The 19,999-nt window shown below is 46.2% G+C and carries 21 protein-coding genes; 13 read left to right on the forward strand and 8 right to left on the reverse strand.

Features of this window, described 5'->3' with window-relative positions:
- Positions 1 to 48 precede the first annotated feature (48 nt).
- Positions 49 to 960, reverse strand: a complete 912-nt coding sequence (locus QZZ41_RS05200; protein WP_295069127.1) for a dihydroorotate dehydrogenase — start codon at positions 958 to 960, stop codon at positions 49 to 51.
- A complete protein-coding gene (locus tag QZZ41_RS05205) occupies positions 960 to 1,730 on the reverse strand; it encodes a dihydroorotate dehydrogenase electron transfer subunit (RefSeq protein WP_295069129.1) in 771 nt (256 codons plus the stop codon). The genes QZZ41_RS05200 and QZZ41_RS05205 overlap by 1 nt, the downstream gene beginning before the upstream one ends.
- A gap of 431 nt (positions 1,731 to 2,161) precedes the next feature.
- On the opposite strand from QZZ41_RS05205, the gene QZZ41_RS05210 reads away from it, so the two are divergent.
- Genes QZZ41_RS05210 through QZZ41_RS05225 form a run of 4 tightly spaced genes read left to right on the forward strand, consistent with a single transcriptional unit; the run spans position 2,162 to position 4,151 of the window.
- Complete coding sequence (locus QZZ41_RS05210; protein WP_295069132.1) at positions 2,162 to 2,731, forward strand: DUF1836 domain-containing protein; 570 nt, start codon at positions 2,162 to 2,164, stop codon at positions 2,729 to 2,731.
- A 49-nt stretch (positions 2,732 to 2,780) separates the two neighbouring features.
- Positions 2,781 to 2,978 carry a hypothetical protein gene (locus tag QZZ41_RS05215; RefSeq protein WP_295069135.1) on the forward strand — a complete coding sequence of 66 codons (198 nt, stop codon included), beginning with the start codon at positions 2,781 to 2,783 and terminating at the stop codon, positions 2,976 to 2,978.
- A 31-nt stretch (positions 2,979 to 3,009) separates the two neighbouring features.
- A complete protein-coding gene (locus tag QZZ41_RS05220; RefSeq protein ID WP_295069138.1) occupies positions 3,010 to 3,225 on the forward strand; it encodes a hypothetical protein in 216 nt (71 codons plus the stop codon).
- A gap of 23 nt (positions 3,226 to 3,248) precedes the next feature.
- Positions 3,249 to 4,151, forward strand: coding sequence for a prohibitin family protein (locus QZZ41_RS05225; RefSeq protein WP_295069140.1), 903 nt, complete (start codon positions 3,249 to 3,251; stop codon positions 4,149 to 4,151).
- Between the two features lie 594 nt (positions 4,152 to 4,745).
- On the opposite strand, the gene QZZ41_RS05230 is transcribed toward QZZ41_RS05225, so the two are convergent.
- From QZZ41_RS05230 to QZZ41_RS05255, 6 genes are all read right to left on the reverse strand, one after another.
- Positions 4,746 to 5,543, reverse strand: coding sequence for an amidohydrolase family protein (locus tag QZZ41_RS05230; RefSeq protein ID WP_295069143.1), 798 nt, complete (start codon positions 5,541 to 5,543; stop codon positions 4,746 to 4,748).
- An 8-nt stretch (positions 5,544 to 5,551) separates the two neighbouring features.
- Positions 5,552 to 5,902: a metalloregulator ArsR/SmtB family transcription factor gene (locus QZZ41_RS05235; protein ID WP_295069146.1), complete on the reverse strand. Its 351-nt coding sequence runs from the start codon at positions 5,900 to 5,902 to the stop codon at positions 5,552 to 5,554.
- A gap of 10 nt (positions 5,903 to 5,912) precedes the next feature.
- On the reverse strand, positions 5,913 to 6,350 hold the full coding sequence (locus QZZ41_RS05240) for a hypothetical protein (RefSeq protein WP_295069149.1): 438 nt from the start codon (positions 6,348 to 6,350) through the stop codon (positions 5,913 to 5,915).
- Positions 6,351 to 6,446: 96 nt separating this feature from the next.
- Complete coding sequence (locus QZZ41_RS05245) at positions 6,447 to 7,409, reverse strand: phosphotransferase enzyme family protein (RefSeq protein ID WP_295069152.1); 963 nt, start codon at positions 7,407 to 7,409, stop codon at positions 6,447 to 6,449.
- A 272-nt stretch (positions 7,410 to 7,681) separates the two neighbouring features.
- The gene (locus QZZ41_RS05250; RefSeq protein WP_074717202.1) at positions 7,682 to 9,040 is read right to left on the reverse strand and encodes a PFL family protein; all 1,359 of its coding nucleotides are present in this window, start codon (positions 9,038 to 9,040) and stop codon (positions 7,682 to 7,684) included.
- Between the two features lie 18 nt (positions 9,041 to 9,058).
- A complete protein-coding gene (locus QZZ41_RS05255) occupies positions 9,059 to 9,328 on the reverse strand; it encodes an ACT domain-containing protein (protein ID WP_074717204.1) in 270 nt (89 codons plus the stop codon).
- Positions 9,329 to 9,891: 563 nt separating this feature from the next.
- Between QZZ41_RS05255 and QZZ41_RS05260 the strand changes: the two genes are divergently transcribed.
- The 9 genes from QZZ41_RS05260 to rny all read left to right on the forward strand — a co-directional run bounded on the left by QZZ41_RS05260 (position 9,892) and on the right by rny (position 19,884).
- Entirely contained in the window at positions 9,892 to 10,746 is an 855-nt protein-coding gene (locus tag QZZ41_RS05260; RefSeq protein ID WP_295069157.1) for a histidinol-phosphatase HisJ family protein, read from the forward strand.
- Between the two features lie 13 nt (positions 10,747 to 10,759).
- Positions 10,760 to 11,773, forward strand: a complete 1,014-nt coding sequence (locus QZZ41_RS05265; protein ID WP_295069159.1) for a hypothetical protein — start codon at positions 10,760 to 10,762, stop codon at positions 11,771 to 11,773.
- Positions 11,774 to 11,960: 187 nt separating this feature from the next.
- The gene (locus tag QZZ41_RS05270; RefSeq protein WP_074717210.1) at positions 11,961 to 12,437 is read left to right on the forward strand and encodes an Lrp/AsnC family transcriptional regulator; all 477 of its coding nucleotides are present in this window, start codon (positions 11,961 to 11,963) and stop codon (positions 12,435 to 12,437) included.
- Between the two features lie 5 nt (positions 12,438 to 12,442).
- Positions 12,443 to 13,621, forward strand: coding sequence for an aminotransferase class I/II-fold pyridoxal phosphate-dependent enzyme (locus QZZ41_RS05275; protein ID WP_295069409.1), 1,179 nt, complete (start codon positions 12,443 to 12,445; stop codon positions 13,619 to 13,621).
- Positions 13,618 to 14,478: a 4-(cytidine 5'-diphospho)-2-C-methyl-D-erythritol kinase gene (gene ispE, locus QZZ41_RS05280; RefSeq protein WP_295069164.1), complete on the forward strand. Its 861-nt coding sequence runs from the start codon at positions 13,618 to 13,620 to the stop codon at positions 14,476 to 14,478. The genes QZZ41_RS05275 and ispE overlap by 4 nt, the downstream gene beginning before the upstream one ends.
- Positions 14,479 to 14,668: 190 nt before the next feature.
- A complete protein-coding gene (locus QZZ41_RS05285; RefSeq protein ID WP_074717217.1) occupies positions 14,669 to 15,055 on the forward strand; it encodes a YegP family protein in 387 nt (128 codons plus the stop codon).
- Between the two features lie 356 nt (positions 15,056 to 15,411).
- Entirely contained in the window at positions 15,412 to 16,290 is an 879-nt protein-coding gene (gene dapF, locus QZZ41_RS05290) for a diaminopimelate epimerase (protein ID WP_295069168.1), read from the forward strand.
- Positions 16,278 to 17,489, forward strand: coding sequence for an LL-diaminopimelate aminotransferase (locus QZZ41_RS05295; RefSeq protein ID WP_295069171.1), 1,212 nt, complete (start codon positions 16,278 to 16,280; stop codon positions 17,487 to 17,489). The genes dapF and QZZ41_RS05295 overlap by 13 nt, the downstream gene beginning before the upstream one ends.
- 817 nt (positions 17,490 to 18,306) lie before the next feature.
- Positions 18,307 to 19,884 (forward strand): ribonuclease Y, encoded by a 1,578-nt coding sequence (rny, locus tag QZZ41_RS05300; RefSeq protein ID WP_295069174.1) that lies wholly within the window; start codon positions 18,307 to 18,309, stop codon positions 19,882 to 19,884.
- Positions 19,885 to 19,999 lie beyond the last annotated feature (115 nt).

The raw sequence follows: 19,999 nt of genomic DNA on the forward strand, positions 1-19,999 counted from the left end.
GAGCGAGTTTACGAGCGTCAACGTGGCAAGGGTGCAGCGTCACGCTGCTTACCACGGCTTAACTGTGCCGATTATGTCCTTGACGGAAGATATGCCCTTGCTGTCAAGCCATTCGTTCATCTCTTCCACTATCTTTACGGGAGCATATGGGTCTGTGAATATAGCTGCGCCAACCTGTACTGCGGAAGCTCCTGCCATCATGAGCTCGATAGCGTCACGTCCCGAGGATACGCCGCCCATACCGATAACAGGTATATTTACGGCGTTTGCTACCTGCCATACCATGCGTACAGCTATAGGGAATACAGCAGGACCGCTCATACCGCCTACATTATTATGAAGTATGGGTCTGCCTGTGTTTATATCTATCCTCATGCCGAGGAGAGTATTTATAAGTGAAACTGCGTCAGCACCTGCGGCTTCCACAGATTTAGCGATATCCGCTATGCTGGTAACATTCGGTGAGAGCTTTACCACGAGAGGCTTTTTTGTAACTGCGCGGACTCTCTTTGTTACCTCGGCTGCCATTTCGCAGCTTGTGCCGAATGCTGCACCGCCCTGCTTTACGTTAGGGCAGGAGATATTCAGCTCTATCATGTGCACATCGGTATCTTCCAGCTTTGCGGCTACCTCTGCGCACTCATCGGGAGTAGAGCCTGCGATATTCGCAAGAACTACAAGATCCTTTGTGAGCAGGTAGGGGAGCTCGGTCTCGATGAAGTGGTCGATACCAGGGTTCTGGAGACCTACGGAATTGAGCATACCCGAGGGGGTTTCCGCAATTCTCGGAGCGATATTGCCTGTACGCAGGTGGAGAGTAGTGCCCTTTGTGGCGATACCGCCAAGCTTATTGAGCGGGAAGAGCTCCTCGTATTCTCTGCCGTAGCCGAATACGCCCGAGGCAGGTATTATTGGATTTTTGAAGTCTACGCCGCAGACTTTTACGGAAAGATCAGCCATTACCAGAGCACCTCCTCAGCATTGAATACAGGACCGTCCTTGCAGACATGAGCGAAGTATTCCTCGTCATTCCTTACAGTGCGGCAGGCACAGCCAAGACACGCACCGATACCGCAAGCCATACGCTCTTCAAGAGATATCTGGCAGAATATACCGTTTTCCTTGCATATAGCAGCTACGCCCTTGAGCATTGGCATAGGTCCGCAGGCATATACTGCGTCGATGCCGCCTTTTTCAGCAAGCTCCTTCAGGGGCTGTGTTACGAAGCCGTGGATACCTGCCGAGCCGTCATCGGTGCAGAGGATAGTTTCTGCGCCCGTTTTGCGGAAGTCATCCTGTAATATAACTGCGGAAGCATTTCTGAAACCGCTTATTGCAACGGCTTTATCGCCGTAAGCTTTTGCAAGGGGAAGCATAGGAGGAGTTCCGATGCCGCCGCCGATAAGTACTACTTTATTATAAGAAGGTTCAACAGTGAATCCGTGTCCGAGAGGGGCGAGCATATCTATGAGGTCGCCTTTGTTGAGCTTTGCAATCTCAGCAGTTCCTTCTCCTCTTATTTCAAATACAATGCGCAGAGTGCCTTTTTCCTTGTCGATACCGCATATTGAAATAGGTCTGCGGAGAGTATAGCCCTTTGCTCTTATGTGAACGAACTGTCCCGGACAGGCAACAGCCGCCACTTCGGGACATGAGATAGTGAAGCTGTATATCTCACGGGCGATTGCGGTTTTGTCAGCAATTATATACTGACCTTGAGTATATTTCATATTGACCTCCTTGAATTCAGCCGTCAGCCTTTAGCTTTTGATATTTTGTGCGGCAGTAATGAGTGCTGCATAATATAACGGCTCAGCCGTTTCCTGAAGGCTAATAGCCAATGGCTAACGGCTTACTGTTATTATACCATATTTTTTTAAACAAATCAACGTTCAGGGAAAAAGATTTATCGTTTTTTACTGTATGTGACGTAGAAAAGAACGGGCTTGGTTTGTACATATATAATAATGAAGAGAAAAAACGATATATGCTGAGAGGATGAATTGCTGTGAAAAAGCTTGAAAAAAGCTGAAAACGCATGAAAAACAATGATAAATAACAAAAAATTCTGAAAAACAGCCCAAAACATCGCAGGATAAGATTTGCGGTTCACGTGAACTTGTGATATAATCATATCATCGTCAGAGAGGAGATGAAGACTATGAACAACAGATACATTCCAGGAACAACAATGAAATATTCAGAGCAGGCTCGTGAATCTGCTTTTACCATGATATCACCTGTCCTTGAAGCTACGGGAGGACTTACACTTTCTCAGCTGTCCAAGCTCACAGGGCTTGAAGGCACTACTATCCAGAACTGGATTAAGCGCGGCTGGGTATCTGCTACAAAGGGTAAAAAGTATTCCGAAAAGCAGATAATAAGAATAATCCTTATCAATATGCTTAGAAAGGCTATGAAGCTGGAGGACATTGCAAACCTTATGAGTTATATAAACGGTGATGTTGAAGATACTTCAGATGATATTATAGAGGATATCTTGCTTTATAATATCCTTTGCAGAATAATCTTCACAGCAGAGGACGAGGGGGCGTTCGATACCGAGCATATAAAGACTCTGGTATCCCGTGAGTTAGCGGATTATTCCAAGGAAGTCAAGGACATTGACAAGCTCCGAAAAGCCATGTATGTCATGGTTATGGGGTACAGGAGCGGTTGTCTGAGGACTGAAATGGAAAAGGGGCTTGAGGTCATTTTTGAAGAAAAGTAAAGAACGGACACATCTTACATGATATAAGGATCAAAGGGAGGTTTTAATAATGAATGTTGTAACAGCATTACTAATGAGCAAAAAGAAGATCATAAAGTTATTTGAAGTATCAAAGGCTTATTCGGCAGACACTGCAAAGTCCTTTGATGAGCTGGGCATCTACAATCCAGACGCTGCCTTTGAGCTTCTGTACGACAACGTTATCTCAGCTACAGAGGACGGAAAGTATTATCTTAACAAGAATTAAAGCATAAAAACTGCTGTAAGGGGGAATTATTATGGCAGTATTCGTACCACCTGTATTCTTAATAAGGAAAAAACGGATAATGAGATCACTTATGAAAGTAAATGCATATTCACCTGATACTGCGAAGAGACTTGACGAGATAGGATTGCTAAATCCTTACAGTTTCCCGTTCATTACTCTCAGACTGGTAAGACGGAATGTCATATCAGTAACAGATGAAGGAAAATATTATATAACACACCAGTAAATGTTGTTTAAAGGAGAATTATTATGCCAATAGATGTAAGAGAGATCAATAGAAATGTTCCTAAGAAGCCAAGCTTCAAGGGCGTAAAGTGGGCTGTTATAGGTCTTGCAGCAATTCTTTTAGCTGCAAATTCGTTTACTATAGTGCCCGCAGGTAATACAGGTGTAGTTCTTACACTTGGAGAGGTCTCATCGACTCCGCTTTCTGAGGGATTTCACCTCAAAGCACCATTCGTACAGCAGGTAGAGAATCTGTCAAACAAGATACAGGTGTTCAACGCTACAGCAACAGCTGTATCCCGTGACCTTCAGACTGTAAACAGTGAGATCGCTGTTAACTACAGACTTGTTTCCGACAAATCACCTGATATGTACAAGAATGTAGGTCTTGAATACAGCACTATCCTTGTATCTCCCGTAGTTCAGGAGTGCATGAAGTCAGCTACCGCAAAGTACAATGCAGAGCAGCTCATTACAGAGCGTGAGGCAGTAAGTACCGAGGTAAAGACCGCTCTTGACGAAAAGCTCAATATTTATGGTATCTATATCGAGAAATTCAATATCGTAAACTTTGACTTCACAGAAGAATTCAACAATGCTATCGAAGCAAAGCAGGTGGCTGAACAGAACCTGCTCAAGACAAAGACCGAACAGGAGCAGGCTAAGGTCGTTGCAAAGACTGAGGCAGAAAAGAAGGTCATTGCAGCAAATGCCGAGGCAGAGGCAATACTCGCTCAGGCACAGGCTCAGGCTGACGCAAACAAGCTCCTTGAAGAGTCACTTTCAAGCAAGGTAATTGCTTATGAGCAGATCCAGAAATGGGACGGCGTAATGCCTAAGGTAACAGGCAAGGACGGCGGACTCCTCATAGATGTTAACATAGATGAGTCTGCAAATAATGCTGCGGCTTCAACACCGCAGAACTGAAATGGATAAACTTTCGGGGGGAATAATAAAGCTGCTCTCGGAGCGGCAATGATCTCCGGCTCCCGCAAAAGGGGACGGGGGAGGAGATCCATTCATCATCTACCAAGATAGGGATAGAAGCTCGGGGTAAAACAGAGAGCTTCACGTACATAAAAAATGCGGCAAGTCTGGGGAGACTTCCGCAAGTTGGGGTAAACATTATTTCGTATATTAGTTCATGAATAACTAAAGCTTATGTAGGGGTACATAAGCTTTTTCTTTTGCGAGTTGAGCCAGCTCGACCGCTTCCACGTTGTCACTTGCAAGCTCGGCGCGGAGTCCGCGCTGGTTAACCACGTTGTCGCTCGTAAACTCGGCGCGGAGCCCGCGCTGGCTAACCACGTTGTCGCTCGTAAACTCGCTCACTATTATGAACGTACTTACTCGTACATCGCTTACAGCACATTTATACACGGGCGAGCGGAACTCGCCCCTACAATGTGTCGTTTATGGTTTTACGGTTATTGGCGGACGACCAATGGACGTCCCTACACGCTAAACTTACTATGCACTAACAACTAAAAACTCGTGCTGTCGGGGATGCCAGCCACTACACTATATCCCGAGGAGTTTTTCGGCATTGCGGTAGAAGATAAGCTCCTTTTCCTCGTCAGTGAGGGGGAGTCTGTTTATCATGGATATCTCGTTTGCAGGCTCGTCCCACGGGCAGTCGCTTCCGAAGAGGACTTTGTCTGCGCCCTGCATACGTATTATGCGCAGGAGCTGTTCGTCCTCGATATATCGTGAGATAACTCCCACATCGAACCAAAGATTGTCGAATTTGCCAGCTGTGTATTTTTCAATGTCGTCCCAGAGCTTCATGCCGCCAAGATGTGCAGCAACTATGGTAAGCTTCGGGAAAGTCTCAGCTAAAGCCGCAAAGCTCTGGGGAGTTGCTCTTATTATATCCTCTGAGTACGGATCCCAGCCACCGTGGAAAACGGCTATAAGTCCAAACTCGGCTATTTTCTCGTATATGGGGAACATTCTCTCCTCATGTGGACAGAATTGCTGATATTCCGAATGGAACTTAACGCCGTAGAGTCCCAGAGACTTTATACGCTCCACCTCTGCAACAGCATCCTCAGCGTCAGGGTGGACAGTTCCGCAGCAGTAGATACCGCCGCCCATTATCTCAGCCGCCCAGTTGTTGATAGCAGTCTGCTGTGAGGGCTTTGTGGCTACAGGAAGGAGCATAGCGCGGTCTATGCCGTTCTCAGCCATTTTTCTGCGCAGTCCGTCCAAAGTGCCGTCAGTTGCGGGAGTTATGCCGCTTGTCTTGGAAAGTCCCGACATAGCGCGTTCTGCGAGGGTATCTGTGAATGCGTGGGTGTGAAAATCAAAATATCTCATGCAGCAGCTCACTCCATAACGTGTTCCATTGCGTGATAGAAGATAGTCTTTACATGATCGTCGCAGAGGGAGTAGTAGATAGTCTTGCCCTCACGTCTTGAGCTGACAAGGCGAGCCTGTTTCAGCACTCTCAGCTGGTGGGATATAGCGGACTGTGTCATATTGAGCAGCCTTGCGATATCACAGACGCACATTTCACTCTGGCAGAGTACGAATATTATCCTTATCCTTGTAGCATCGCCGAATACTTTCAGAAGCTCCGCAGCTTCATAAAGTACAGCTTCATCGGGCATGACCTTTGAGACCTTGTCAACGATTTCGTTATGCACTCCGTGAGTGCCGCAGATGTGTTCGTCCATTATTTCCTCCTTAGACATTTGGGAATATGAGAATGCCTGCTATTATAGAAGCTATACTCAGTAAAAAGCCTATAGTACAGGTAGTGCAGGCGAATTTATCATAAACGTATTTCTTGTTTCTTGTGAGAAAAACAGTGTGTTTCTTGTCACTTGGGTAGAGTTTGTTTTGCAGAAAGCCTTCCTCGGGGAAGATATTGGGGTATTCCGTGCCGTCAACGATGTAGTATGCCACATTGAATTTGCTTCGCGGACTTTTGTCTATCCTTGAAAAAGAAGCTGTGTGCTTTTTAGTGAAGAGCAGTCTCACGAAGAATACAGTAAGGAGTATCATAGAGACTGCAAATGCAAGTCCGATAAGGGCAGCAAAGCCGAATAGCAGCCACACTAACTTTACGCCTAAGATAACAGCAAGCACCGATACTACCAATATAACAAGAATTATCTCCATGACCGCGCCCCCTTTACGGCTGTGATATCTGCTTGTCCGAGCATTTATGTCACTATGATTATATCATATTTTTCAAAGTAAATCAACAGTTACAGTTCAGGCAAAGGCTGAATGTATTATCTCCGTCAGCTCTGCACCGTGTTCCGTGAACTGTTTCAGCTGGCTGAGAAGCTGCTCTGCACGGTCGAGACAGTCCGCAGAGGTCTTGCCGCGGAAGTACTTGTTTTCGCTTTTGCAGTCGATGAGATAGCGTACAGCAAGCTCACCTGTGAGCCATAAAATGCCGTAATACAGCGAGTTCACCTCATCATCTGAGAGTATGCCGCCAAGTCCCTGAGCGAAGCCTGCGGTTATATGGCGGACAGCAGACAGGTCAGTGATACCGTTTTTGCAGACAGAGCGCACAAGGTCGCCGTAATCAATGGCTGCATAGCCGTACATGACTGTGTCAAGGTCTATTATGGTCATTTTCTCAGAGATTATGATATTATCCGCCTTTGCATCGCCGTGTATGATGCGCTTTTGCAGTGAACTGCCGAACACCTGTTCCAGCGTATGGCGGAGTTTGTCAAGAGTCACCATAACGCTTCTGTCTATACCGGTTTTTGAAGCAAGAACAGCGAAATATCCGTCAAAATCGTGAAATCTTTCGATAGCAGGAGTGCTGTTGAGTTTGCTGCCGTCCATAATCCTGATGAAAGTGCCGAATGCCCGTCCCGCAGCCGCGGGTTCAGCCGCGGCTTCTGCGGTCGCTGTGATATACCTGTAGATGCGCCATACTTCGCCGTCAGCGACCGCGTAGTTTTTATCGCCATAGGCGATAAAATGCGGGACGGCAATATCACAGCCGCTGACTTTCGCAAAAGCATTTTCGATGCGGCTTATGTTGTCCATAACGGCTTCGGGAGCACGAAAAACAGTCCTGTTCAGGGATTGCAGCACGTATTTCTCACCGCCGCAGACAGCAAGAAAGGTTCGGTTTATGTGACCTGCATTGAGCTCGGTCAGTTCGTCAGCTTCGGGGAGTCCGAAAAGTGTAGGTATATTGCGGATATCCATAGTAGCACCTCCTGTTTAATTCATAATGCATAATTCATAATTGTATGGGCGGCGGATTTAATTCGGAATGCGGAATTAGGAATTGTAGGGACGCGCATTGCGCGTCTGTGTGTGCCTCACGATGTAAATAAAATGAACGAATTGTATGGACTCACATTATTGGGACACGCTGGTTCAGCTCGATAATTGAAAAGGGCGGATAATATCCGCCCCTACAGTTGCGGAACGCCGAGGGCGGCGTTCCCTACTCACTAATTACTTATTTCTGCTTACTAATTCTTCAGGCTCTGCATAGGTGCAGGGATACGTCCGCCGCGGTTGATGAACTTAGCAGGCGACTTCTCGCGTATAGGCATAACAGGACCGCTTCCGAGGAGTCCGCCGAATTCGAGGGTATCTCCCTCTTTCTTGCCGATAGCAGGGATAAGACGTACAGCAGTTGTCTTTGAGTTTACCATACCGATAGCAGCTTCGTCCGCAATGATAGCAGAGATAGTCTCGGGAGTTATCTCGCCGGGAACTACTATCATATCAAGTCCTACAGAGCAAACAGCTGTCATAGCTTCGAGCTTTTCAAGACTGAGTACTCCTGCAACAGCAGCATCTATCATGCCTGCGTCCTCTGATACAGGGATAAATGCACCTGAGAGTCCGCCGACTGTAGAAGAAGCCATTACGCCGCCTTTCTTTACTGCATCGTTGAGCATTGCGAGGCAGGCTGTAGTACCGTGAGTACCGCACATTTCCAGTCCCATTTCCTCGAGGATATGAGCAACACTGTCGCCGATAGCAGGTGTAGGAGCAAGTGACAGGTCAACGATACCGAAAGGTACGCCGAGAAGCTCGGAAGCTCTTGCGCCGACAAGCTGACCCATACGTGTTATCTTGAATGCAGTCTTTTTGATTATATCTGCAATTTCGTTTATTGAAGCGTCAGGGTACTTTGTAAGAGCTGCGCGGACAACTCCCGGACCTGATACGCCGACGTGTATCTCGCAGTCAGGCTCGCCCACACCGTGGAAAGCACCTGCCATGAATGGGTTATCCTCGACAGCATTGCAGAATACAACGAGCTTTGCAGGGCCTATACAGTCGCGGTCTGCGGTCTTTATTGCAGTTTCCTTGACTATCTGACCCATGAGCTTTACAGCGTCCATATTTATACCCGACTTTGTAGAGCCTATATTTACAGATGAGCAGATGTTCTGTGTAACGTCGAGAGCCTCGGGGATAGACTTGATAAGTGCCATATCTCCTGCGCTGAAGCCCTTGTGTACAAGTGCGGAATATCCGCCTATGAAGTTTACGCCGCAGGTATCAGCTGCTCTCTGGAGCGTTTTTGCGAACTTTACAGTATCACTGTTGGGACAGGCAGCTGCAAGCATAGCGATAGGAGTTACCGAGATACGCTTGTTTACGATCGGTATACCGTACTCAGTCTCTATCTGCTGACCGACAGCAACGAGATTTCCTGCCTTTGATACTATTTTATTGTAGACCTTTTCGCAGGCTTTATCAATATCCGTGTCGATACAGTCAAGGAGAGAGATACCCATAGTGATAGTACGGATATCAAGGCACTCATCCTGTATCATGCGGATAGTTTCAAGTATATTATATACATTAAGCATTGAGCTTACTTCCTTTCATCAGATACTGTGCATTGAGTTGAATATGTCCTCGTGCATTGTGTGGATAGAGAGACCAAGCTCAGTACCGAGGGTGTTCATTCTTTCTACAAGCTCAGAGAAATCGCCCTTGATAGCTGATATATCAACCAGCATTATCATAGCGAACATATCCTGAAGAACGCTCTGTGTTACCTCTATTACGTTAACATTGTACTCAGCGCAGATACCGCTTACCTTGTGGAGAATTCCCACAGTATCCTTACCTATAACAGTTACAACTGCTCTCATGATCAAAACCTCCGTTTTATTGTTATTCGGTGTATCCCGAATGATTGATATAATTATAACACACATATTCCGAAAAAGCAACAGCCACGGGAAAATATTTTCAGTGATTAGTTGTTAGTGCATAGTGATTAGTGTAGGGGAGCCCGCCCTCGGGCTCCCGAGCCGTTAGCCTTTAGCCTGTAGGGCGGCGGATTTAATTCATAATTCATAATGCATAATTCATAATTGCAGGGGCGAGTTCCGTTCGCCCGTGTGCTCCATAACTCTTATGTATGTTGTAACTATGTGTAGGGACGACCATTGGTCGTCCGTCAATTACGCATAAGCAACGCTCTGCCGTTCGCTACGTGATTGATGTTGTATGCTTGCGGACGCGCAATGCGTTCATGTTATTTGGACTGTAATGCTCGGGCGGATAATATCCGCCCCTACAATTCTTAGCTTTTAGTTCTTAGTTCTAAGGAAGCACTATAATTCATTGCAAGGCAAATATTTCTCCGCGTCTGTTGCTATTTCAAAAATTATATGTTATAATATTAGAATATCAAAAAAGAGGTGATACCATGAAGCTTATGGACTGCCACACACATACGCAGTTTTCGGTTGACTCCGAGGCTGATATAAATAAATGTATCAAGCGAGCGGCGGAGCTTGGACTTGCTGCCTATGCTATTACCGACCACTGTGAGTGCAACGGCTGGTATAAAAAGGAGCACTATTCCGAGAACGAATGGTATCTGCGCGAAAGCTTCGATTATGCTGCCGACTTTGAGAACTCCGTATCTGCGGTGACTGCGCTGAAAGAGAAGTGGGCAGGAAAGCTCAACCTTATCTGCGGCGTGGAACTGGGACAGATAATACTTGATACAGAAGCGGCAAAGATAGTCAATGCCGACAAAAGAGTCGATTTCATCATAGGTTCGGTGCATCAGGTCAGGGGCGAGCAGGATTTCTACTTCATAGACTACGAAAAAATGACCATGGATGAGATATACGACCTGCTGGAGCGTTATTTCAAGGAAGCCTATGAAGTCAGCAGGACTGATCTCTTTGACGTTTTCGGCCATATTACCTACTGTCTGCGCTACATGAAGCAGAGAAACGGCATAAATGCCGATATAAGCCGATATGACGATATTATCGCGGATATCTTCCGTGATCTTGCCCAAAACGGCAAGGGCATAGAGATAAACACATCAGGTATAAGACAGGGCTTCGGGGACTGCTTCCCAAATCTTAAATATGTAAAGCTTTTCCGCGATATGGGCGGCGAGATAGTCACTATAGGCTCGGACTCCCATACAGTCGAGGATATAGCCGCCAACTGCGCTGACGGGATAGAGATAGCGCGAGCGGCAGGCTTCACAAAGCTTGCTTACTTCAAAAAGAGAAAGCCATATTTCATTGACATAACATAACGGGGGATATATTATGAAAGCAAAAAGAGTATTATTGCTGAGTCTGGCAATTCTTACTGCGGCATCTTCATTCGGCTGCGGCAAAGAGGGCAGCAAGTCAGATGAAAAGTCGTCAAAGGCTGAGAAAACTACAGAAGCAACAGAAGCTGAGGAAGAGGAAACTACTAAAAAAGATAAAAAAGGCGGAGACGTACTTGACGAGCTGACGCTGGGAATGAGCGGCTACGTTGAGAAGAGCAAGCAGGTTTCCGCAAATATCAAGGCAAAGACGCTGTATCAATCTGTTATGTGTGTTCTTACTGACGTTGAACAGAAGATAGCTAATGATATCGTCTACACAAAGGTAGGCGAGGGAGAGTTCGGCGAGAAGGTCAAAGATTATTATACAGAGGCAAACGGTCTTGAGTATATAGTCATTCCCGATGATAATGGTCAGCCAAAAGCAATCATATGCTGCGAAGGCACTTCCCGAAAGGACAAAGTCGGTGTTTACGGCGATATCGAGGACGCTGACGATATCAGAGATATGAAGTGGAAGAAAGTCCTTGAAAAGTTCGGCTTTGAGTACGGTGAATATACCAATATCAAGCTTGAAAAGGATAATAACAGCAATTACAGCTACGGAAACGGCAATTACAACACAACACGCGAAGAACCGCAGGGAATAGACTTTGATGATATTGATGCAGTGGAATCCTGCGACCTTGCTGCGGCAATCGCATGGGAGTATAATCGCGGTGAAAATGATATTCCCGTATATCTCTACGGCAAATGGAGCAAGGATACGCCTTTTACGGCTATCACAGAGGGAGAAGACTGGGAGACGCCCAAACACGGCGACATAGAGTATGTTATGGAATACAACGGTTTCAGCGTATCAAAGATCTATTGCTGGGATACAGAACGCGACAAAAAATATGTCGGCGATACCGATTTCGGATACGGCTATACGAACTATGTCGGCAAGACATGGGACGATGTACTTGATTACTACGGCTATAAGCAGGGCGAATACGTGGAGTATTGATATAGCCGTTAGCCCGTAGGGAACGCCGCCCTCGGCGTTCCGAGCCATTAGCCTTTAGCCCTTAGCTGTTAGCCAATGTGTCGCCTTCGGCGAATAATTTAAATAATGTGAGCCTAAGCGAACACTTTCGGCTAAGGACTCATGGCTAACGGCTGACGGTTTTTATTAAATGAAAGGAACTGATATTATGAAAGACATTGTAAAAATATTACAGCAGAATGCACGTATTTCCAATGCGGCATTGGGTGAGATGCTGGGCATATCCGCAGAAGCAGCCGCAGCAGAGATAGAAAAACTTGAAAAGAGCGGAGTCATCAAGGGTTACAGCGTTATCGTTGACGACGACCTCTACGACAAGTCAACTGTTTATGCAACTATCGAGCTTAAAGTTACACCACAGCGCGACTGCGGATTTGACGACATTGCAAAGACTATCATGATGTACGACGAGGTGGAGAGCGTAAGCCTTATGTCATCGGGTGCTTATGACCTTGCTGTTGAGGTAAAGGGCAACGACCTCAAGGACGTTGCATTCTTCGTATCTGAGAGACTTGCTACTATTGACGGCATACTTTCGACTTCCACACACTTTATTCTGAAAAAATACAAGGAAAAAGGCATCTTCATTGACGGTGAAGAGCCTGATGAAAGGGGACTCGGCTGATCGTGATAGATTACGATAAAGTCCTTTCAAACAAGATAAAGGACATCAAACCGTCTGGGATACGTAAATTCTTCGATATTGCAGGCACTATGGACGACGTTATATCTCTCGGAGTGGGCGAGCCTGACTTCAATACACCCTGGGCTATCAGAAAAGCCGCTATACAGGTGCTTGAAAGAAAGCATATCATCTACGGACCTAACAAGGGACTTGCTTCTCTGAGAAATACTATTTCAGCACACATTGAGAAAAAGCATGGCGTAAAATATGATCCCGACAAGGAAGTGATCGTTACGGTCGGCGGTTCTGAGGCTATAGACCTTGCTATCAGAGGTCTCCTTGACCCCGGTGACGAGGTGCTTGTTGTAGAGCCCTGCTTCGTCTGTTATGCGCCGCTGGTAGAGCTTGCAGGCGGCGTTCCTGTGTCTGTTCCCACACGTATCGAGAACAACTTCAAGCTCACTCTCGATGACTTCAAGGATAAGGTCACAGAACGCACAAAGCTTTTGATACTGCCTTTTCCGAATAATCCTACGGGTGCGGTAATGACAAAAGAGGATCTGGAGCCTATTGCGGATTTTCTCCGTGATACCAATATAATGGTGCTCAGTGACGAGATATACTCCGAGCTCACCTATGGCAGAAAGCATTTCTCCATAATCGAGCTTGAGGGCATGAGAGAGCGTACTATCTACGTTAACGGCTTCTCAAAAGCTTATGCCATGACAGGCTGGAGACTTGGCTATGTAACAGCTCCCGAGCCTATAATATCCCAGATATCAAAGATACATCAGTACGGTATCATGTGCAGCCCTTTCATAAGCCAGAATGCGGCAGTTGAGGCACTTACTGCCTGTGATAAAGAGGTAGAGAAAATGGTGGACGAGTACAATATCCGCCGCCGCTATCTTGTGGGCGAATTCAACCGTCTCGGACTTACCTGCTTCAACCCCGAGGGCGCATTCTACGTGTTCCCGTGCATAAAGAGTACAGGCATGACCAGTGAGGAATTCTGCGAAAGACTGCTCTTTGAGGACAGAGTTGCGGCAGTTCCGGGAAGTGCGTTCGGTGAGAGCGGCGAGGGTTATATGCGTATTTCCTACGCTTATTCGCTGAAGCATCTTATGGAAGCTATCAGACGTATCGAGAAGTTCCTGAAAAAGCTGGAGGCTGAGAAGAAATGAGGGTAAAGACAGCGGCAAAGGTCAATCTTGCTCTTGATGTCACAGGAAAGCTGCCCAATGGCTATCACGCCATAGAAAGCGTATTCCAGACCGTGGGCATTTATGACGAGGTGACAGTGGAGCTTACTGAGAAAGGCATAGAGCTGAGCTGCGATGTGCCCGAAAGGTTCGCAAGCTCCGACCCTATACCCTGTGATGAGCGAAATATCGCCTATAAAGCTGCAAAGCTGTTCTTCGAGGAGAATGGTATGAACTTAGGCTGCCGTATACATATTAAAAAGGGTATCCCTTCGCAGGCAGGCATGGGCGGCGGCAGTACCGATGCAGCAGCTGTTCTGTACTGTCTCGGCAAGCTTACGGGAAAAAGCGTGAAAGCTCCCGAAAAGCTTGGCGCAGATGTTCCTTTCTTCTTAACAGGCGGAACTGCTTTCGTTGAGGGAATAGGCGAGAAGATAACTCCTATCGCCGATTATTCTGGACACATACTCGTTATCGCCAAGGGAAAAGAGGGCGTTTCCACAGCTGAGGCTTACGGGAATATAGACGCCCTGACAGTGCCTGTTTACCCCAATGCAAAAATGCTTGCGGAGACTATTGAAAAAGCTCCCGAAAAGGCTTATGAGTGGTTCGGAAATCTCTTTGAGCAGGCTGTACAGCTTGAAGAAGTGGACGATATAAAGTCTGTAATGCTCGGTAATGACGCGTTCAGTGCAGTAATGACGGGCAGCGGTTCGGCTGTATTCGGTCTTTTTGAGAGCGAGGAGCAGGCTGAGATATGTGCGGAAAAGCTTGAAAAAGCAGGTTATTTTTCGGCAGTATGCAAAACAGTGCCCGAAAGCTTTATTATTACAGAATAATTATGATGAGGAGCGTACATTGGTACGCTCTTTTTTATCAAAAATTGAACAGATTTACTTTTTGTTCGTTATTTTGATGAAATTTAACAAAATCTATTGACAAGATGATATAATTCAGTTATAATTATGGTGAAAATCGGCGGCAAGTTCGATTTATAATAATTTTGCTGAAAGGTGTTGAAAAATAATTATGGGAAAATTTATCATCAAGACTACCAAGACTGGCTTTACATTCAGCCTTAAGGCTGGTAACGGAGAGGTGATCGCTACAGGCGGAGAGGTATACAATACACTCGCAAGCGTTAAAAACGGTATCACAAGCGTTATGAAGAATGCTCCCGAGGCTAATCTTGAAGATCAGACCGTAGAAGGATTTCAGACTGAGACAAATCCGAAGTTCGAGATTTACAAGGACAAATCAGGCGAATTCAGATTCCGCCTTAAAGCAAGAAACGGCGAGATCATAGCCGCCAGCGAAGGCTATGTAAAGAAGGACAGCTGCAAGAAGGGTATCGCAAGCGTAAGAAAGAACGCTGTAGATGCTCCTGTTATCGAGCCTGAGCCTGATAAAAAGTAAATAAAAGTGTAAGGGTGTGGTAATTCGTTTATCGCACCCCTTTTTATTAAAAGCCGTTAGCCCTTAGCCGTTAGGCATTAGCCGAAAGAGTTCGCATACGCTCACATTATTTAAATTATTCGCCGAAGGCGACACATTGGCTAATAGCTAACGCCTAATGGCTAAAGGCTCGGGAGCCGGAGTACAGGCTCTCCTACTAACCACTAACAACTAATCACTAATTGGCTATTGACAATACCTATGCTGTTAGTATATAATAAATGTGGCGGAGCTTCTGTGTGTTAGCAGCGCAGGAGCTGTTTAGCACCGCTGTTTACTGCTCTCTCCCGTGAGTCACCACCGATGGGAGCAAAACTATGAAATTTTCAAAAATGCATGGCATCGGCAATGACTATATCTATGTGAACTGCTTTGAGGAAACTGTCAGCGAGCCCGAAAAGGTCTCTGTAGTCCTCAGCGACAGGCACAAGGGCGTTGGCGGCGACGGTCTTGTACTCATCATGCCCTCGGATATTGCGGATTTCCGCATGAGGATATTCAATGCAGACGGCTCTGAGGCTATGATGTGCGGCAATGCCACACGCTGTATCGGCAAATACGTCTATGATATGGGACTTACCGATAAGACTGACATTACACTGGAGACAAATTCAGGCATAAAATATCTGAAGCTTTATCTGAAAAATGACAAGGTGGAGCTGGTTACTGTGGATATGGGCAAGGCTATACTTGTACCAAAGGATATCCCCGTAAACAGCGATCTTGACCGCTTTGTGAGCCAGCCTGTTGAGGTTTGCGGCAAAACGTGGGACATCACCTGCGTTTCTATGGGCAATCCTCACGCTGTTATCTTCACAGAGGGTATAGCAGAGCTTGACCTTGAAAAGATAGGCCCTCACTTCGAGAACCATGATCTCTTCCCCAATCGCGTGAATACGGAGTTCGCCGAAGTCATCGACGACCATACCCTCAATATGCGCGTCTGGGAGCGCGGAAGCGGCGAGACTTTCGCCTGCGGTACGGGTACCTGCGCTACAGTTGTGGCAGCAGTTCTCAACGGCATCTGCAAGCAGGACGAGGAAGTACTTGTGCATCTTCGCGGAGGAGATCTGCGTATCACTTATAAGTCGGACGGAACTGTACTTATGACAGGTCCTGCCGAGTACGTTTTCGAGGGAACTGTTTCCGATGAATTCATCAATAAAGCAAAGGAGAATGTTGTATGCCGCAGCTGAATGAAAACTTTCTCAGACTTGAGAAAAACTACCTTTTTATAAATATTGCAAAGAAAATAGCAGCTTTCAAGGAGGCTCACCCCGAGGCTGATATCATAAGAATGGGTATCGGCGATGTTACGCTTCCTATCGCACCTGTTGTCATAGAGGCAATGAAGAAGGGCTGCGATGAAATGGGCGTAAAGGAGACCTTCAAGGGCTACGAGGACAGCGGTGCAGGCTATGACTTCCTGCGTGATGCTGTTTCGGGCTATTATAAGAGCTTCGGAGCTGATGTTGCTCCAAACGAGATAAGGATAAATGACGGTGCGAAGTCTGATTGCGGAAATATCGTGGATATTTTCGGCGACGACAATACTATCCTTGTCACAGACCCTGCATACCCTGTTTATGTGGACTCTAACCTTATGAGCGGCAGAAAGATAATCTATGCCGACTCAAACGAGGAGAACGGCTTTGCTGCAATGCCCGATGAATCGGTACACGCTGATATCATCTATCTCTGCTCACCGAACAACCCTACAGGCTCTGTGTATACCCGTGAGCAGCTGAAGCAGTGGATAGCTTACGCAAAGAAGAATGACGCTGTAATCATCTATGATTCGGCTTATGAAGCATTTATCACCGACTCTGATGTTCCGAGAAGCATATTCTGCATCGAGGGTGCCAAGGAGTGCTGTATCGAGATGTGCTCACTGTCCAAGACCGCAGGCTTTACAGGTATGAGATGCGGATATACCGTTATCCCCGATGCATTAAAGGTAACTGCAAGCGACGGTACTGAGGTATCTGTATCTCAGATATGGGGCAGACGACAGGGAAGCAAGTTCAACGGCGTATCCTACCCCGTACAGTGTGCAGCAGCTGCTGTATTCACTCCCGAGGGCTTGAAGCAGGTACACGAGAATATCGCTTATTATCAGGAAAATGCACGTATCATATCCGATACTATGACAAAGCTGGGCGTTAAGTTCACAGGCGGCGTAAATTCGCCGTATATCTGGTTCAAATGTCCTAATGATATGAAGAGCTGGGATTTCTTCGACCTTATGCTTGAAAAGATAGCAGTTGTTGGAACTCCCGGTGCAGGCTTCGGTAAGAACGGCGAGGGCTGGTTCAGACTGACCTCGTTCGGCGACAGACAGCGTACTATCGAAGCTATGGAGCGTTTTGAAAAGCTCGTTAATGATATGAAATGATTCTGTAAGGGCGGAGCAATCCGCCCTTTTTTGCAGCGCGTAGCCCGCACTGGCTAACCACGTTGTCGCTTGCAAGCTCGCTCACTATTATCAATGTCCTTACTCGTACATCGCTTACAGCACATTTACACACGGGCGAACGGAATTCGCCCCTACAAATATTATCATGTTACGTAATTGAATATCAGGGGCTGCCGAAGGCAGCCCCTACAGTGTGACATTTATAGTTTATGCATAATTTACGGACGACCAATGGTCGTCCCTACAGTGCGTTTATGTTGTTTGCATTGTAAGGCATACACGGGCGAACGGAATTCGCCCCTACAATTATGAATTATGAATTATGAATTATGAATTAAATCCGCCGCCCCTACAAGCTAAGGGCAAACGGCTAATGGCTTGGAATGCCGCCATCGGCGTTCCACACTATGCACTGAGCACTAACAACTGATAACTTTTTAACGTTTTTTATTCACAGAAATCTATTGACATAACGTCTGAAATATTATATAATAATTATGTTGTATTTATTTGCATAATATTACTTTGGCAGTATATGCAGCTTTGTTTTAAATCATTATCCGCAAAGGGCGATATATATACAGTTCCTGCGGTATAAATATGATAATGAAAACAAATTTTGGACGGGGATTATTACGTCCGTCTATTTTTGCGAGTCGGGTCCTTTGGGGGATCGGCTCTTGATCTATATATTTACAAATGAATAAAATAAGCGGCATTTACCGCCTTTCAGTAATAATAAAAAATTATGATACAAACTTTTGATTATTTTTACAAAAAGGAGGTAATGCACTGTATGGATCCAATCATCGCTATTGTCCTTATCATTGCTGCTCTGGCAGCAGGCGTTGGCGTGGGATATGCTCTGTTCTACAAAAAGGGCGTTGAGGCTGGTGTCGAAAAGCGCAAGCACGACGCAGAAGCTATCGTAGGCTCTGCTGAACAGCAGGCTGAGCGTATCATCGAAGACGCTGAGAAGGATGCCGATAATAAGAAAAAAAGCGCACTCATCGAAGCAAAAGACGAAATACATAAGCTCCGCACCGAAGCAGATAAGGAGATCAAGGATCGCAGAGCAGAGCTGTCACGTCAGGAAAGACGTATGCAGCAGAAGGAAGAAAACTTAGACAAGAAAACTGATAACCTTGAAAAGAAAGAGGAAACTCTCAATCAGAAGATCAAATCAGCTGACGAAAAGCTGAAAGAGGCTGACTCTATCAAGAAGAGCCAGATGGATATTCTTGAGCGTATTTCCGAATTCACCAAGGATCAGGCTAAGGAGTATATCATCTCAAAGCTTGAGGACGATCTGGTACACGAAAAGGCTGTTAAGGTTGCAGCTTATGAGCAGGTCATCAAGGACGAATGTCAGGAGAAGGCAAGAAGCTATATCTCACTGGCTATCGCTAAGGTGGCTGCCGATCAGGTATCAGAGGCAGCAGTTTCCGTTGTTCCGCTTCCTAATGATGAGATGAAGGGCCGTATAATCGGTCGTGAGGGCCGTAACATAAGGACTCTCGAAACTCTGACAGGTGTTGATCTTATTATTGATGATACCCCTGAGGCTATCACTATTTCCTGCTTTGACCAGATCAGACGTGAGGTCGCAAGGATCGCTCTCGAAAAGCTTATCGCTGACGGAAGAATCCACCCAACACGTATTGAGGAAATGGTCGAAAAGGCTAAGCGCGAAGTTGAGTACCGCATCAAGCAGGAAGGTGAACGTGCTGTAATTGAGACCAACGTTCACGGTCTTAATCATGAGCTTATAAAGCTTATCGGCCGCCTTAAATTCCGTACAAGCTACAGACAGAATGTCCTCGATCATTCCATCGAGGTCGCCAAGCTCTGTGGAGTTCTTGCTTCAGAGCTGGGAGTTGACGCAAATATTGCAAGACGTGCAGGACTTCTTCACGATATCGGTAAGGCTCTTACTGCCGAGATCGAAGGTTCACACGTTCAGATAGGCGTTGATGTTTGTAAAAAATACAACGAAAATCCTGTTATTATCCATGCTGTTGAGGCACATCATAACGATGTCGAGCCAAAGACAGTTATTGCCTGCATAGTTCAGGCAGCCGACGCTATCTCCGCTGCAAGACCTGCCGCAAGAAGCGAAAACTACGAAAGCTATATCAAACGTCTTCAGAAGCTTGAGGAGATATGCAACTCCTACGACGGCGTTGAGAAGTGCTTCGCAGTACAGGCAGGACGTGAAGTCAGGATCATGGTTATGCCTGAGGTCATCAATGATGAAAAGATGGTCCTCGTTGCAAGACAGATCGCTCAGCAGATCGAATCTGAAATGGATTATCCGGGTCAGATCAAGGTCAATCTCATTCGTGAGAGCAGAGTTTCTGACTACGCTAAATAATGTGTTTATGCGGTAAATAGTGAACGCAGAAAGTTCGGCTGTCGGGCATTATGCTCGACAGCCTTCTTATTTTATTGTGGAAACATCAGGAGCTTTGCTCCCTGTGCTTTCAGAA

This window comes from Ruminococcus sp. (genome assembly GCF_016283395.1).

Bases quoted from the DNA above. Each gene is read 5' to 3' on its own strand.
- QZZ41_RS05205 (WP_295069129.1), bottom strand. From the start codon at position 1,730: ATGAAATATACTCAAGGTCAGTATATAATTGCTGACAAAACCGCAATC.
- QZZ41_RS05240 (WP_295069149.1), bottom strand. From the start codon at position 6,350: ATGGAGATAATTCTTGTTATATTGGTAGTATCGGTGCTTGCTGTTATC.
- QZZ41_RS05235 (WP_295069146.1), bottom strand. From the start codon at position 5,902: ATGGACGAACACATCTGCGGCACTCACGGAGTGCATAACGAAATCGTT.
- ispE (WP_295069164.1), top strand. From the start codon at position 13,618: ATGAGGGTAAAGACAGCGGCAAAGGTCAATCTTGCTCTTGATGTCACA.
- QZZ41_RS05200 (WP_295069127.1), bottom strand. From the start codon at position 960: ATGGCTGATCTTTCCGTAAAAGTCTGCGGCGTAGACTTCAAAAATCCA.
- dapF (WP_295069168.1), top strand. From the start codon at position 15,412: ATGAAATTTTCAAAAATGCATGGCATCGGCAATGACTATATCTATGTG.
- QZZ41_RS05225 (WP_295069140.1), top strand. From the start codon at position 3,249: ATGCCAATAGATGTAAGAGAGATCAATAGAAATGTTCCTAAGAAGCCA.
- QZZ41_RS05215 (WP_295069135.1), top strand. From the start codon at position 2,781: ATGAATGTTGTAACAGCATTACTAATGAGCAAAAAGAAGATCATAAAG.
- QZZ41_RS05250 (WP_074717202.1), bottom strand. From the start codon at position 9,040: ATGCTTAATGTATATAATATACTTGAAACTATCCGCATGATACAGGAT.
- QZZ41_RS05220 (WP_295069138.1), top strand. From the start codon at position 3,010: ATGGCAGTATTCGTACCACCTGTATTCTTAATAAGGAAAAAACGGATA.
- rny (WP_295069174.1), top strand. From the start codon at position 18,307: ATGGATCCAATCATCGCTATTGTCCTTATCATTGCTGCTCTGGCAGCA.
- QZZ41_RS05285 (WP_074717217.1), top strand. From the start codon at position 14,669: ATGGGAAAATTTATCATCAAGACTACCAAGACTGGCTTTACATTCAGC.
- QZZ41_RS05270 (WP_074717210.1), top strand. From the start codon at position 11,961: ATGAAAGACATTGTAAAAATATTACAGCAGAATGCACGTATTTCCAAT.
- QZZ41_RS05295 (WP_295069171.1), top strand. From the start codon at position 16,278: ATGCCGCAGCTGAATGAAAACTTTCTCAGACTTGAGAAAAACTACCTT.
- QZZ41_RS05245 (WP_295069152.1), bottom strand. From the start codon at position 7,409: ATGGATATCCGCAATATACCTACACTTTTCGGACTCCCCGAAGCTGAC.
- QZZ41_RS05230 (WP_295069143.1), bottom strand. From the start codon at position 5,543: ATGAGATATTTTGATTTTCACACCCACGCATTCACAGATACCCTCGCA.
- QZZ41_RS05255 (WP_074717204.1), bottom strand. From the start codon at position 9,328: ATGAGAGCAGTTGTAACTGTTATAGGTAAGGATACTGTGGGAATTCTC.
- QZZ41_RS05265 (WP_295069159.1), top strand. From the start codon at position 10,760: ATGAAAGCAAAAAGAGTATTATTGCTGAGTCTGGCAATTCTTACTGCG.
- QZZ41_RS05210 (WP_295069132.1), top strand. From the start codon at position 2,162: ATGAACAACAGATACATTCCAGGAACAACAATGAAATATTCAGAGCAG.
- QZZ41_RS05260 (WP_295069157.1), top strand. From the start codon at position 9,892: ATGAAGCTTATGGACTGCCACACACATACGCAGTTTTCGGTTGACTCC.